Genomic DNA, 15,108 nt, shown 5'->3' with positions numbered 1-15,108 from the left:
GCATATACATTAGTATAGGTTAGCAACTGCTAATTCCATTGTCGTTGTCACAAAAGCAGAGGAGTAAAATGATAATAATGATAATAATGATCCAGCTACCGCCAAATCCACCACCAAAACCTCCGCACCCGCCAAATCCACGTCCCATTGTATTTCCTCCTTCCAATCTTCTTAGAGATTTCTTTCCTTCTTTAATACAATATATGAACCCTGTGTTTCTTTGTCACACGCTTTAGCAGCATGTTCCTAAATGTAAGTAGGAATTATTATAGTGAGGTATCATCACCTTCGAAAAAGAACAGTAACAGGATAATAATGATAATCCAAATACCACTGAATCCATTACCGCCAAATCCACCACGAGACATTAAAATTACCTCCTCCTTAATTTGTCTATTAACGAGGGCGAAGTACCGCCCGCCCTTCTACTTCAATATATACAGTTCGTGCGGGAAGTGTTACTGACCCTAACCAGCATTTGGCTGCTAATTTTTGTTTATTTCAAATAGCCTTCTAATTTGATTAGGGGCGTCGGTTGCCACCTTCACTGACTGCATTGTACTATTAATTACGTCAGTAACATTTCTGATTTTATCTACTGTAGAAGTCATCGAGTCAAGTCGCCTGTCCATAGAAAAGTTTTCGGATGCCAGCGTCAATAATATTACCATCAACTGAATATTGAAACTTGGGTTTTCTATCACCTTTCTAAATAAAGCAGCTGGCCCACGAGCAGTTGATTGTTTTTTGGGTACTGCTGCCGGCAGTGTCTCTGGCTGCTCTTTGACATCTTTTAATTCAGCTTGTTCCTCCGGTTTAGCCGTTTTCTCTACAGGCACTGCTGCATTTCGTGGATATTTCCGCACGCGCATGTTTCCCACCCACCCTCACATTGAACTTTTTCTAATCCAATATATGAAAGATAAGCGTATTTGGTCTCTCCAAAAGTTTGGACACTCACAAAAAATACCTAACTGAATAAATTGGATAAAACGAATTGCTTATAAATCCAAAGCTTGTACCACTTTTTCTCCTGTAAAAACTGGGATTATAGTGGCAGTTAGCTATCGGATAAAAACAGAGGAGGTGCATAACCAATGTTTGAACAGTTTGGTAATATTATGGAAATGGTTAAAAAGGTCCAAAGCAATGTTGATAATGTTCAGGATCAGCTAAAACAAGAACGAATAGAGGTATCCAGTGGCGATGTTGTAAAAATACTCGTAAACGGCCAACAGGAGCTTATCTCTATCCAGTTAAACGCGAAATATCTTCTGGCAGATAATGCAGCTTTATTACAAGATTTGTTAACAGCCACAATTAATAATGCTTTAGCTAAATCACGCGAATTAAATCAGGAAGCTATGAGTAAACTCGCCACAGATTTAAACCTACCTAAAATCCCTGGCATGTTTTAAGGAGGAGGTACTATGCCGAACGATACCGATAATCCAGGATCTTCATCGCTATTAGGTTCAATAACCCGGATGCTGGACGCTAATATTAGTGCCGGGGCAGGCCCTGACAATCTAATCACAGTTTTAGCACTGCTATGTTTATTTTCTATTGTTAATAAAAGCAATGCAATCAGCCAGCCAGTCCAAATTCAACCGGCAGCTAATAGCAATCCTCTACATAAACTACTGGGTGACTTGACAAAGGGCGGTGACGGCGGTGGTATCGGCGGCAGCGGTCTCTCGCCTGATACATTAATGTCACTATTACCGCTGTTAAATAGTCCTCAACTTAAGTCAAAACTCAATCCGGGCACAATGAGTACAGTGCTCGGATTATTAAACAATCTAGGTGGTATTGGCGGCAATACTCAAGACAAACCTAAAACGGAAAGTAAACCTGAACCACAAAAACAGTCTAGAGAATCCGAACCTGCGCCTCAATCGCCTGTTCCCGATCAGCAGCCTGCTCCGACTCTTAAACAACAGCCAATACCCTCCCCTGATGCAGAAGAGCCAGAGGATCAGGACGGTAAGAATTACGGCCGTTATTTAAACTGGAAAAACAATTTCTGAAAATGACGAAACCGGGGGATAAATGCCCCCGGTTTTGTCATTCTTTCTATGTATGTTATGTTCGATCAAAAAACGGACTTTTCCCCGACACACTTAGTGGAATACCGTAAGCAATACTGACATCCTCCTCAAATATATCGAGATTAAGTGCTGCACGTCCAATTGAAAACATAATCCTATTATCGACATGATGCTGAGCAGCTACACCCACTGCTGACCCCAGCGCAATCCCTAAGTCCCCGGCACTAATAGCGCAAACTCCCGACTTTTCAGTGTTTTCTTTACAGTTGGCATAGCCGCAATAACTGCAAGGCTGAACTCCCAGCGGCTTGACCCTTTGGCCCATTAAGAGGGCCAAGGGCGTTTTCTCCAGACATTGTGCGTCCCGCTCGAAGAACTGAGCGCCGCTGGCTACAGCGATTTTTTTCATTTCCTCTACCAGTTGATCTTTGGTCCTGCCTTTTATAATCAAGACGACTAAATTGTCAATGCCCCTGGCTTTAGGGGCTGTCCGGGCAGCGATACACATCAAATCCGCAACCTGCTCGATGGCCCGCTGCTCACTCTCCTTACTTTGCAGAATCATTTCTCTTCTCCCCCATATATTATTTTATAGACTGACTGTCTATACTAAGCCAATCTAGCTACAGTAGCGCCTGTGCCACCTTCGTTAAGTTCAGCTATCCGTATATCTTTTATATGTGGGTGATTCTTAAGATATGCCATTACTCCTTTGCGCAAGACACCAGTGCCCTTGCCGTGAATAATAAGCACTTCACTTAAGCCAGACAAGATTGCATCATCAATATATTTATCGAGAATGGTTTCAGCCTCTTCAATTGTTGTGCCTCGAATATCAATTTGTCGTGCTGCTGTTGCAACATTAGTCAAGCTGACACGTTTGCTGGCTGTTGGTTCTTGATGTTTACCAGATTCAGCAAGTGCGCGGCAAGCCGCTATCGGGACAGTAAATTTCAAGATTCCCAGTTGGACTGTTACGTCGGTGCCGCTTACAGTCAGTACTTCCCCTTTCTGCTTTAAGGTGGCGACATAGACAGTCATTCCCGGTTTTAGCATTGCCGCGGGTAACCCGGGGAGATGTTCCAGGTCCTCTATATCAAATCGATTAACCTCCGCACTACTTGCTTTGATTCTCCGCCGGGCATTATCAATAGCATTTTGCCTTTCCCGGCCGCTATGCTCAGAAAATTGCTCTTTAAGCTCGGAAATTATTTCTTCCGCATTGCGTCTGGCTTGGCGAATGATGGTGGCAGCCTCTTCCTGCGCCTTCGCTAATACAACAGTCTTTTTTTCGGCAATAATCTGCTCTTTGACAGATAATTTTTCTTTTGCTTTATTCAATTCCTGCTCTAAGCGCGTTACTGTATCCAAGCGTGCAGTAAACGATTTTTTCTGTTCTTCCAAGGCGTGCAGAACTACTTCAAAATCAGCATGCTCTTTATTAATTAATTCCTTAGCTCTGTCAACTATCCCGTTCTCTAATCCAAGTCGCCGGCTAATTGCAAAGGCATTACTGCTGCCAGGAATCCCAATAAGCAGCCGATAAGTAGGCCGCAGGGTTTGTATATCAAATTCTACGCTGGCATTTTCAATTCCATGTCTAGTATAAGCAAATGTTTTTAGTTCACTATAGTGCGTAGTCGCAATGGTTTTGGCACCAATGGTATGAATATGTTCAAGGATGGCCATTGCCAAAGCGGCTCCTTCACTAGGATCTGTACCTGCACCAATTTCATCAATAAGTACTAAATCGTCAGCAGATATTTTCTTAAGTATTCCAACCAAATTGGTCATATGTCCGGAGAAGGTACTCAAACTTTGTTCAATACTCTGCTCATCACCAATATCGGCAAAAATATTGCCAATAATCGGCATCTCAGAGTCAGGCGCAGCCGGCACAAACAACCCGGCTTGGGTCATTAGCGCAAATAAACCCACAGTTTTAAGGGTTACCGTTTTCCCACCGGTGTTTGGTCCGGTAATAAGTAAGGTAGTAAAGTGCCTGCCCAGCTGTACATCAATGGGCACTACCTGTTCAACGGAAATCAGCGGATGCCTTGCTTGAATCAAATTGACATAGCCCTGATGATTAATTACCGGTTCAATAGCCCGCATATCAATACTCAGCTTGGCTTTGGCAAAAATAAAATCCAGGCGGGCTAAAACAGCAAGATTTTCTGAAATGGCTGCTGACACTTTGGCGATATGACCGGCTACCACCGTCAATATCCGTTCAATCTCTGTTTTTTCAGCAGCCATAAGTTGTTTTATATCATTGTTCAAATTAACTATTGCAATTGGCTCAATAAACAGTGTGGCCCCGCTGGCTGATTGATCGTGAACTATGCCGGGGAAATTATTGCGAAATTCCTGTTTAATCGGAATGACATACCGGTCACCACGCATAGTGACTAAAACATCCTGAAAATATTTCTGGTATTCGCTTGACCGTAAAATACTATCCAGTCTTTCTTTTACACGGCCCTGTGTCTGTTTTATCTCCCGCCGGAGCTTTGAAAGTTCACTGCTGGCATCATCTCTGATCAAACCTTGTTCGGTCACCGTAGACTCAATCATAGTTTCAATGTTTCTTAAGGCTGTTATCTGGCTGGCTACAGAGCTAAGCAGCGGTGCTGCTATCGGCAGGTCAAGGAAGAAACTTTTCAGACGTCTGGCGGCGTACAGGGTACTGCCTACTGCTAATAGTTCATGTGGTTCCAAAATAGCACCAAGTTCAGCCCTCTTTATGGTTGCCCGCACATCGCGAATTCCCCCAAGCGGCACACTGGGAACATTATTTAACAGGTCACGGGCTTCGGCGGTTTCGGCCAGACGTTCTTGTACCTTGCCGGCATCATTGACCGGCACCAAGCTTTCCGCAAGCTCCCGTCCCATAATTGAACCGGTGCGCTCGGCCAGCATGTCCCGAATTTTATTATATTCTAACGTTGACAACACGGCTGCTTCCATGTAACTTCTCCTCTAATACTATAATACGCCTCTAAAAAAATGACCGCGGGTAATATGCTCATGCTCAACACCATTGGCTTTATCCTGGAGGATCAGCGGATGGCGCTCTCCTTGGTCAATAAGCTCACGGTATAGCCTGGTAATAATGGCTACATCCTTAACTAAACTATACTTCGCCTCAAACCGCAACCGGCTTAGCCCAGTGCGCATGAGTCGCGGAACATGCGGCAACATGGACAGTTCTTTGGCATTAAGAATGTGCATGCGGCAAAACTGGTCAGTAACGACAGGGAACAACTCATTCATTCTATCCTTTATCCAGTATTGACCACGCAGGCAAGCCTGATTACAATTCCGGATGTCCTGACCGCCCAGAAAACTGCCAGGCATGCAATAGTCAGAAATCATTAGCGTCAAATGTCCATGCACTAAACATTCCAATTGGGCAAGCTTTTTTCCGGCAAGTACTTCGACCTGAGCAAAATTAAGTTCCGGCGAAAGTGTTAAGCTGGTTAAGCCTAAATCACTTAGATATTTTGCCGTGACGCTGTTATAGATATTTAACGGGTAATCTCCGTGCAAGGGCATATTAACAAGCCCCTTGAACAGATGAAGGGTGCCAATATTGCCTACACTTATGGCATCTGGCCTAATATCATTAAATAAAGCGGCGCTCTCTTTTAACTCTGCCATTTGACTTTGCTGTACTAAGCGCGGTGTATTAAAAACAATCTTGCGACCGTGTTGCCGGACATAAGCTGCCGCATTATGATAATCTTCGCCAGATAGCGAGCGTTTTCCGAAACATTCGCCGCCAAACATGACAATATCAGCACCATTATCTACTGCGGTTTTTACTTTGTCTACGGTATCAACATTTACCACAAGTTCCGGTTTGTTCCTTAGAGCTGCCGTTCGCACCTGTGGTACTAACGAACCAATAGATCTGTCTTTTGGAAGCGGCGCTCTGGCAAACCGGGCCAGACGTGCAATTTCTAACTGTTCTACAGCCCGGCGCCTGGCATCATTCATCTCGCTGATTGGTACCATTACTTCACCTTGGATATGACAATCCAGATTGTTTAACGCAAAAACGGTAGTACCCAACCGCTCAATTTGTTTAGCCACACTATCTGGTGTAAGCGGTCGCTTTAATGCTTTCTCAGCGATAAATGCCGTTTCTGCGTGGCCGGTAAAACCTTCGTTATCCTGCACGGTTATTACTAATGGCTTACCTTCTATTACCGTTACTGTAACATCCACAGGGATCCGCCGCACCGCTTCCGCCCGGCTGAAGTACGACCTTGCCCGCTCCATCAGCTTAGCATCAAATATCTTAAAGACCCTGTCATTGTCACGAACAGGTGAAGTTACCGGAATAGCTACTGCGGTATTGGCCTGAGCCTCGGTTACGCTTGTACCATCAATGGTCATAGTGTGAACCGTGACATTAACCCGCCCGCCTACTTTAACCCAAAACTCAATAATATCACCAATAGCCAGTGGTTCATCCAATTTAATAACGGCGATCTTTCCTGAGGCCTGATAACTAAGCACCCGGCCAACCCGTACCCCACGGTTATTGGGACGCCGGTCGCTCATCATATGGCGGCCATTTTTCCCATGGAGATGCGCAGTAGTAAAGTCACGGTTAAATATCTGCGCTAAATCCTTTTGATCCTGCTCACTAATATTATATTCGTCCCTGTTTGCCAAATAACTGTCTATAGCCCGGCGGTAAGCATCTACAACAACAGCAACATATTCCGGACGCTTCATCCGTCCTTCAATTTTAAAAGAGGCTACCCCAGCCTTAATCAGTTCTGGTAATACCTCAATAGTATTGAAATCTTTCGGACTCAACAGGTATTCCCCGGCATCAGCCTGACTTAAGACATCATTGCCATTAGCATCAACAAGGGTATAGGGCAGACGGCAAGGCTGGGCACAGCGACCACGATTACCGCTGCGACCACCAATCATGCTGCTCATCAGGCATTGACCAGAATAAGAAATGCAAAGCGCACCATGAATAAAAGTCTCTATTTCTACTGTACAATTTTTACATATATACTCAATATCCTTAAGCGGCAGCTCCCGTGCCAATACCACTCTTGCAAAACCCATGCCAGCCAAAAAATTCACACCCTCTAAGTTGTGAGCCGTCATTTGGGTGCTGGCATGAAGGGGCAGATCTGGTACAAGTTCTTTCGCTATAACAGCCACACCCAGATCCTGTACAATAATGGCATCTACACCAATCTTATATAAATGCCGTAAGTAGTCCGCCAAAGCCGGTAACTCACCCTCATCCAGCAGTGTATTAACCGTAATATATACAACTACCCCACGCAAATGAGCAAACCGTACAGCCTCCGCCAATTCATCATCAGTAAAATTGGGCGCATAGTGTCTGGCACCAAACATTTTACCCCCAAGGTAAACAGCATTTGCGCCGCCTTCTACTGCCGCAATCAGAGCTTCTTTTGTACCGACAGGTGCGAGTAATTCAATCACATAGATCATCCTTTCCTAAAACGGCTACTAAAGCAGGGACAATACCTGTTAAATCAGTGATTGCGCCTACCGTTTTTTGCGCTTGATAGCCAAGAGCAATGAGCGGGACCTTATTCAACGTATGGGTCTTAACGCCCATATCCTCAAAATTACCATGGTCACTTGTTATAATCATCAGGGTATCGGCAGGTAGCTGTTTATAAACTGTATCAATAAATTCATCAAGTATGCCCAGAATATTTTCAGCATGCTGCCAGTCTTGCTTATGACCCGCACGGTCAGTCTGAAAATATTCAAATATGCTAAAGGAATATTTCCTGGAAATATTAACCAAATTACATGCGGCTTGTCTTGGACTGAGAACCGGAAGATGACCTATGCCAAAATCAGGCAGCGTTGCATTGGTAATATCCTGATATACAGCCTCATTAATTTCCATCTCGGGTAATGACCTGAGTGGCAGCCCGGTACTCAGGGCTGCCAGTGTAATTGCCGAATGACGTCGCTTACGTTTAGCAACTAGCTCAAAATAATTCGGTGTATACATATTGGCAGAAGTTGCCGGCAATCCGATTGCTGTTAGCTTTTTCATAATATTAGTTTCAGTAATAATATTAGCAAGCTGCGGCCCCGGAAAAGCTTGCATATGGCTGCCCATAATCTTGGCTGTATTTAATCCTGTAAGAATAGCTGCCTGTCCTGTTGCACTTTGCGGTAACCCGGGCACACCCAGGGTAGCATCAATTGGTATTATACAGCGTTCTGGTGTTAAGATTGAGCCAATATCATAAGTCATTGGCTGACCGAACAGTTGGTTGAACGTAGGTAAACCAAAACGGACGATTGGATTGATCTCAGGATTATTACTGCCTAAACCAAACCCGTCAATAAATAGTAATAACACCCGCATTATGTGATCCCGCCCTTATATGCTGCATAAGAAAGAAGAAGGGACATCCCTTCCTCTCTTTAGTGCAACTCGTTTTCCTTGTCAGTTGCTTTCTCTGTCTTACCTGAGTTTAGCTTTTCCTGCTCCCTTAAATGGGATGCAAGAAATTGGACATCATCCATAAACGTCTCGAACTTCGTCCATTTTTCCCCAGCCAGGCTTAATGGGTTATTATACATGCTTTTAATATATTCCTCAAAATCTTTTTTAGTTAATGGATCATTTTCAGGTGTACGCAGCATTGTAAACTCACCGCAGCTTTCTAGGCGAGCTACTTCAATAGTACTTAAATCAGATAAATCAAGTCCCTTTTTGTGCAATTCCTGGCGCAGATCATCATAATTAAAATGGATTTTTGTAAAGTTTTTCCTAATGAGGCGCCCGTCTTTGACCAATGTTACCGGTGTACCCTCAAACCATTTGCGCAAGGTATTGTTCTTCAAGGCTAAATAGCCTAAAATCTGTTGCAACAACAGCAATGCTACCAAAGCCTCGACCCCAGCCACTAAGGTAGGGTTTTGATCCATTGTGCCAGCCACAATGATGTCACCAATGCCTACCATAATTACAAAATCAAATGGTGACAACTGACCAACAGTACGGTTGCCCATCATTCTGACGACAATCAAAGCCAATGAGCATAGAATTATTAAGCGCAGTGCAACCTGCCCCATTGAACCGCTATCAAACACGGTACCACTCCTTTTCTGTCAGTATTATTAACATGACTTCCAAGTGTTATACCGTATTACCGACACTAAAAGAGGCTATTTATCCTCTTTTATCAATTCAATAAGTTCAAGGTAGTCCTGCTCTAACCGCAAAAACTCATCAGCAATATTTAATGCTGTCAATACAGCAATCTTGGTCGGTGAGAGCCGCAGGTTAGCTTTTGCCGTTTTCTTCATGCGTTCATCAAGCATGGCTGCTAAGCGCCTGATCCGCTCTTGTTCAATGCTACCTTTTAAAGCATAACTTTCACCGTATATCTCAACAGTAACTTTAGTTTTTATATCTGACATACTCCACCTGAATTTAATATATTTATTGAGAATATACTTCTAGCACCTAAAAACTAATTCCTGCTAGAAAAAATAAAAAGGCGGGATAACCCGCCCTGATACCAGTAATTATTGTTCATTAGCCGCTTTGGCTTTATTAAGAGTACTATTACGATAGCTGTAAATGAAGTACACAACAAAACCGATAGCAGACCAAACCCCAAACCGTATCCATGTTTCTGCCGGCAAATTGAACATTAGATAACCGCAAGACAGTACAGCCAGCGGTGCAATGATTGAAACAGCCGGGCACTTAAATGAACGTGGAATGTCAGGCCGGGTATGTCGAAGCATTAGCACACCAATTGCCGCAACAACAAAGGCAAACAGCGTACCAATGTTAGTAAGCTCAGCAATAATACCGATGGGTGTAAAACCGGCGATAAGAGCAACGGCAACCCCAGCGGCCATTGTGATAATATGAGGAGTACCATATTTGAGATGTACCTTACAAATACTAGCCGGAATAAGTCCATCACGTGACATCGCAAAAAATATCCGTGTTTGTCCATACATTAATACTAATAATACGGTAGTTATACCGGCGATAGCGCCAGTACCTACAAGGGCTGAGCCAAAATTGTAACCAATTGCGCGGAGGGCATAAGCAACAGGTTCGGCATTGTTTAAATCCTGGTAAGGCACTACACCTGTTAAAACACCAGCAACAACAATATAGAGTATTGTGCATATAACAAGAGAACCAATAATACCTATTGGTAAATCGCGTTTAGGATTGCGGCATTCTTCAGCAGCAGTAGCTACAGCATCAAATCCGATATAGGCGAAAAAGATAATTGCTGCACCGGCTGCTACCCCTGAAAATCCATATGGCATCAGCGGGGACCAGTTAGCAGGATTCACCTTAGGTCCGGCCAGTGCCAGGAAGATAAAAACTGCGATAAGTTTTACAACTACAAGGACTTTATTAAGAGTAACACTTTCCTTGGTACCACGCACCAATAGTATACTTAAAAACAGTGATATCAACATAGCCGGCAGATTAACAATGCCCCCATCGGCTGGTACAGCAGTAAATGCCTTGGGAAGTTCAATACCACCAGACTTAAGCAGGCCGACCATATAACCTGACCAGCCGGCGGCTACAGCACTTGAACCCACAGAGTATTCAAGAACGAGATTCCACCCAACAATCCAGGCGACAATTTCCCCTAAGGCAGCATAACTGTATGTATATGCACTACCCGCGATTGGCACGATAGCAGCAAGTTCAGCATAAGCCAAGGCGGCAAACGCACAGGACAACCCAGAAATAACAAATGATAACATGATACCAGGCCCGGCATACTTAGCGGCAGCTACGCCGGTTAAAACGAAAATTCCGGTACCAATAATACAACCAATTCCTAAAAGAATTAGGTCAGTTGCCCCAAGAGTCTTTTTCAAACCTTTTTGTTCTGCACCTTCTTTAAGCATGTCAATACTTTTTGTGCGGAAAACATTCATAGTTTCACCTCTCTATTATTTTTCCCAATGGAGAAAAAAATAGACCTGTCCATATAAAGACAGATCTATTTCAGCAAACGTCCAATCAATAAAGACATTTACGCCAGATGTCCATCCCGGTTAACAGTTTAACATAAAAAGGATGGCAGGTAAAGTGTTTTTTGTTTTTTTCAGAGAGACAAGTAGCAGGCTATTCCCTGAGTCTCGCCTTAAAAGTTTTCTCAAGGAAAACAATTGTTCCCCTATAATACTCATCAATTTCAGCATCTGTCAGCGTTCGGTCATTCGCCCGGAAAGTAAGTGAGAAGGCGAGACTACGAAAGCCTGCTGGCACTTGTTGTCCAGTATATACATCAAATAACTGAGCGGTACTAAGTAAAGGACCAGCACTAGCAATAATAGCTTGTGTTATATCTCCGGCTGGGACACTTTCAGGCAACACAAGCGCAAGGTCACGTGTGATGGCCGGGAATTTAGGCAAAGCATGATAGCCAGGTTTAATGACCGCATGTTTAACCAGTACTTCCATATTTAGCTCAAACAAATAAACTTTTCGATTTATTTCATAGGCATTAAGCACCTCGGGATGCACTTCCCCAACTGTTCCCAACACATCGTTTGCTATTTTTATTAACGCTGTTTTTCCGGGGTGTAACGACGGATTTACAGCCGCTTCTACAGTGTAACCGTCGATTCTCAGCCCCTCCAGGATGGCTTCCACACTGCCTTTAGCATCGTAAAAATCAACCATATCCCTTGTTTGATTCCAGGCCAAAGGGTGACGTTTGCCGATAATCGCCCCACATAGCATAAGCGGCTCTTGCGGTAATTCTTTAAGGGGCAACTCCTCAGGCAGATATATTGCGCCAATTTCATATAGTTTGAATTCCTCATTTTTCCTGGAAAGATTGCGGACAATTGTATCCATCACTCCCCCCAGTAAGGTGGTGCGCAAAAGAGGGAAATCATCTGTAATGGGATTCAAAACCTGTATAGCGTGACGCAAAGAGCTGCTCGCGGGAATATTGAGTTTATCAAAAGCATCCGGATGAGTAAAGCTGAACGAGATAATCTCCAAAAACCCGCAGCCTGTCAGCACTGCTTTAACTTTATCGACAATGGTCTGGTTATAGCTCTGCTTGCCTTGCGCCAGGTTGCCGGACGGTGTAGTTGAAGGAACGTTATTATATCCGTATATCCTGGCAATCTCTTCGCAAATATCAGCTGGTAGCGTAACATCACCGCGCCAGGTAGGTACAGTTACGGTAAACTTCTCTGCCAGCACATCGACGGCGAATCCTAACTGTTTAAGTATATCTTTCATGGTGCTGCCGGGAATATCTGTACCCAAATACTTATTAATTTGTTCAGGGGTAAAAGTAACCTGTTTCGGCAGCTGCATATCAGGGTAAACATCAACAATACCAGGACACACCTGACAAGCACCCATATCTTCAAGTAACTTAGCTGCCCGGTCCAGCGCCTTAATGACGTTAGCGGTATCCACACCGCGTTCAAACCTTCCGGATGCCTCTGACCGAAGTCCAAGGGCACGTGAGGTCCGGCGTACACTGACTCCTTTAAAAGCAGCAGCTTCCAATAATACATTTTGGGTATTGGCAGTTACCTCAGTAGCCAGTCCTCCCATGACCCCAGCAATACCAACAGCCTGAACCGCATCGGCAATAACCAGCATATCAGGCTCAAGCTCCCGCTTAATACCGTCTAATGTGGTTAACTTTTCACCCGGGTTAGCCTTGCGAACAACTAAACTATGGCGAGCCAGTAGGTTATAGTCATAAGCATGCATCGGCTGACCTAATTCCAGCATTACAAAATTGGTCACATCGACAATATTATTAATTGGTCGCATCCCGGCTGCCTGAATGCGATGCTGAATCCAGGCAGGTGAGGGCCCGACCTTAATGTTTGTTAAAACTCTGGCAGCAAACCTTGGGCATAGGCCGGGGTCAGTAATCTGAATATTAGTAAGACTATTGGCCTTCTCTACACCTACTTCTTTGAGATTGAGCATTGGTTTCCTTAATGCGGCCCCGGTTAATACTGCAATCTCACGGGCGATACCGATAATGCTGAAACAGTCTGCCCTGTTAGCGGTAAGTTCGAACTCCAATACAACATCGTCAAGACCCAGAGCAGTACGGATATCTATGCCAACCTCAGTATCTGAAGGCAAAATGTAAATGCCCTTTCTTGCCTCAACCGACACTAATTTATTATCAATGTTGAGTTCCTCAGTCGAACATAACATCCCATTAGACAGCATACCGCGCAACTTAGTAGGCTGGATATTCATCCCATTAGGGAGTGAGGCGCCAACGGTAGCCACCGGGACTATATTCCCTTGCCGGACGTTAGTGGCGCCGGTAACAATGGTAAGCGCTTCTGTTCCAATGTCGATTTTACACACCGATAACTTATCAGCATCAGGGTGCGGGCTGATCTCCATTACCTTACCGGTAACCACCCCTGAAATATTTTGTCCTAAAGGTTCCACCGCCGCAACCGGGATCCCGGCCATTGTCAGCATATCGGCAAGCTTTTCCGGTGTCTCATTTATCTCAACATAATCTTGCAGCCATTTAAATGACGCTCTCATAACTTTCCCCCTTTACTAGTTTAGAATTGACGTAAGAATCGTATATCGTTATCAAAAAACAGTCTAAGGTCATCAATACCATAAGTCAGCATGGCAATACGCTCAACACCCATACCAAAGGCAAAGCCACTTACCTTATCAGGGTCAAAGCTGCTCATTTCAAGTACCCGTGGGTGAACCATTCCTGATCCTAAAATCTCCAGCCAGCCAGTACCGGAACATACACGACACCCCTTACCTGCGCACATAACACAGGAAATATCGACTTCGGCGCTGGGTTCGGTAAACGGGAAAAAGCTTGGGCGGAATCTTACATTGACGCTATTGCCAAAGATTTCTTTTGAAAATAGCTCCAGTGTGCCTTTTAAATCAGCAAAGCTTATTCCCTGATCAATGACTAGACCTTCAACCTGCTGGAACATTGGAGAATGAGTCGCGTCATAATCCCGGCGATATACTTTCCCTGGAGCAATAATTCTAATTGGCTGATTCGGCACAGACGACTGCATTGTCCTAATTTGAACAGGCGAGGTATGGGTTCTAAGCAAAAATTCTTTTGTTATATAAAAGGAATCTTGCATATCCCGGGCAGGATGATCCTGTGGTAAATTTAATGCTTCGAAGTTATAATAGTCTTTTTCCACTTCCGGACCTTCAGCAATTTCAAAGCCTAACCGCATAAAGGTATCTTTAATTCGATTTAAAGTGAGTGTCAACGGATGTAAATGCCCCAGGTCGGCCCGTCGCCCTGGCAGGGTTACGTCAATCGTCTCTGATGCCAGCTTCCGGGCAACCTCAGCTTGTTTCATAACTTCAAACTTATCGGTAATAATTTGCTCAATTTCGTTTCTAACCTCATTTACAACCTGCCCTGCCCGCGGGCGCTCTTCCGGACTCAAGGCCCCAAGGCCCCGCAACACACCTGTCAACAATCCCTTTTTACCTAAGTACTTAACCTTTAACTCATTAAGCGCTTCTTTACCGGCAACCTCTGCCAGCTCTTTAAGGGCTGTTTCTCTTAATGCCTTAAGCTGTTGTTCCATACATGCCTCCTAAGGAATAAAATAAAAAGACTTTCTGCCCACAAGGGGCGAAAGTCTTGATTTCGCGGTACCACCCTAATTATACTCAAATTCCTGTAACGCGGAAAAAACGCCAGACCTACGCAAGCAACCTCTTCAGTCCGGATACTCAGAAGTGAACTTCTGCTAGCTGTTTCGGCGCCGCTCTCAATCTTCGGCAGCATCCTCCCTGTAGAAACGTGGCTAACATACTCTCTTCGTCATCGTGTAACAATGAATCGAAATATTCAATTAATGCATCATCAGCCGTTTATACCACAAATACGCAGCAATGGAACCGGTAGCTTCGAACATTCTCCAGAAGAATTCGGCGGTCATCATCGTAAGACCACACACCCTCTCTGCCTGTAATGGCAATTTCCGTCATTGCTAAGCGTATTATATCACAGCA

The 15,108-nt window shown here is 44.2% G+C and carries 13 protein-coding genes; 2 read left to right on the top strand and 11 right to left on the bottom strand.

Annotated features, from left to right (window positions below; genetic code table 11):
• Positions 1 to 19 precede the first annotated feature (19 nt).
• Together VN379_RS04515 and VN379_RS04510 are read right to left on the bottom strand one after the other, a co-directional pair.
• Complete coding sequence (locus VN379_RS04515) at positions 20 to 148, bottom strand: hypothetical protein (protein WP_325531233.1); 129 nt, start codon at positions 146 to 148, stop codon at positions 20 to 22.
• Positions 149 to 485: 337 nt separating this feature from the next.
• Complete coding sequence (locus VN379_RS04510) at positions 486 to 872, bottom strand: hypothetical protein (RefSeq protein ID WP_325531231.1); 387 nt, start codon at positions 870 to 872, stop codon at positions 486 to 488.
• Between the two features lie 225 nt (positions 873 to 1,097).
• Between VN379_RS04510 and VN379_RS04505 the strand changes: the two genes are divergently transcribed.
• Both VN379_RS04505 and VN379_RS04500 read left to right on the top strand, forming a co-directional pair.
• Positions 1,098 to 1,418 carry a YbaB/EbfC family nucleoid-associated protein gene (locus VN379_RS04505; protein ID WP_325531229.1) on the top strand — a complete coding sequence of 107 codons (321 nt, stop codon included), beginning with the start codon at positions 1,098 to 1,100 and terminating at the stop codon, positions 1,416 to 1,418.
• A gap of 12 nt (positions 1,419 to 1,430) precedes the next feature.
• The gene (locus tag VN379_RS04500) at positions 1,431 to 2,030 is read left to right on the top strand and encodes a hypothetical protein (RefSeq protein WP_325531227.1); all 600 of its coding nucleotides are present in this window, start codon (positions 1,431 to 1,433) and stop codon (positions 2,028 to 2,030) included.
• Positions 2,031 to 2,085: 55 nt separating this feature from the next.
• Here VN379_RS04500 and VN379_RS04495 read toward each other — a convergent pair whose 3' ends face one another.
• From VN379_RS04495 to pheS, 9 genes are all read right to left on the bottom strand, one after another.
• On the bottom strand, positions 2,086 to 2,616 hold the full coding sequence (locus tag VN379_RS04495) for a ferredoxin domain-containing protein (protein ID WP_325531225.1): 531 nt from the start codon (positions 2,614 to 2,616) through the stop codon (positions 2,086 to 2,088).
• 44 nt (positions 2,617 to 2,660) lie between these two features.
• The gene (locus VN379_RS04490) at positions 2,661 to 5,021 is read right to left on the bottom strand and encodes an endonuclease MutS2 (protein WP_325531223.1); all 2,361 of its coding nucleotides are present in this window, start codon (positions 5,019 to 5,021) and stop codon (positions 2,661 to 2,663) included.
• An 18-nt stretch (positions 5,022 to 5,039) separates the two neighbouring features.
• Positions 5,040 to 7,538 (bottom strand): DUF3656 domain-containing U32 family peptidase, encoded by a 2,499-nt coding sequence (locus VN379_RS04485; protein ID WP_414714956.1) that lies wholly within the window; start codon positions 7,536 to 7,538, stop codon positions 5,040 to 5,042.
• Complete coding sequence (locus VN379_RS04480) at positions 7,531 to 8,448, bottom strand: metalloenzyme (RefSeq protein WP_325531219.1); 918 nt, start codon at positions 8,446 to 8,448, stop codon at positions 7,531 to 7,533. The genes VN379_RS04485 and VN379_RS04480 overlap by 8 nt, the downstream gene beginning before the upstream one ends.
• A 59-nt stretch (positions 8,449 to 8,507) precedes the next feature.
• On the bottom strand, positions 8,508 to 9,179 hold the full coding sequence (locus tag VN379_RS04475; protein WP_325531217.1) for a DUF421 domain-containing protein: 672 nt from the start codon (positions 9,177 to 9,179) through the stop codon (positions 8,508 to 8,510).
• A 75-nt stretch (positions 9,180 to 9,254) separates the two neighbouring features.
• Positions 9,255 to 9,509 (bottom strand): cell division protein ZapA, encoded by a 255-nt coding sequence (locus VN379_RS04470; RefSeq protein WP_325531215.1) that lies wholly within the window; start codon positions 9,507 to 9,509, stop codon positions 9,255 to 9,257.
• 108 nt (positions 9,510 to 9,617) lie between these two features.
• Positions 9,618 to 11,015, bottom strand: coding sequence for an amino acid permease (locus VN379_RS04465; RefSeq protein WP_325531213.1), 1,398 nt, complete (start codon positions 11,013 to 11,015; stop codon positions 9,618 to 9,620).
• 190 nt (positions 11,016 to 11,205) lie between these two features.
• Positions 11,206 to 13,635, bottom strand: a complete 2,430-nt coding sequence (pheT, locus tag VN379_RS04460; protein WP_325531211.1) for a phenylalanine--tRNA ligase subunit beta — start codon at positions 13,633 to 13,635, stop codon at positions 11,206 to 11,208.
• A 20-nt stretch (positions 13,636 to 13,655) separates the two neighbouring features.
• Entirely contained in the window at positions 13,656 to 14,678 is a 1,023-nt protein-coding gene (pheS, locus tag VN379_RS04455; protein ID WP_325531209.1) for a phenylalanine--tRNA ligase subunit alpha, read from the bottom strand.
• Positions 14,679 to 15,108 lie beyond the last annotated feature (430 nt).

This window comes from Sporomusa sp., assembly GCF_035561255.1.
Lineage (GTDB): Bacteria > Bacillota > Negativicutes > Sporomusales > Sporomusaceae > Sporomusa.
This window is presented reverse-complemented; position numbering and strand designations above follow the sequence as displayed.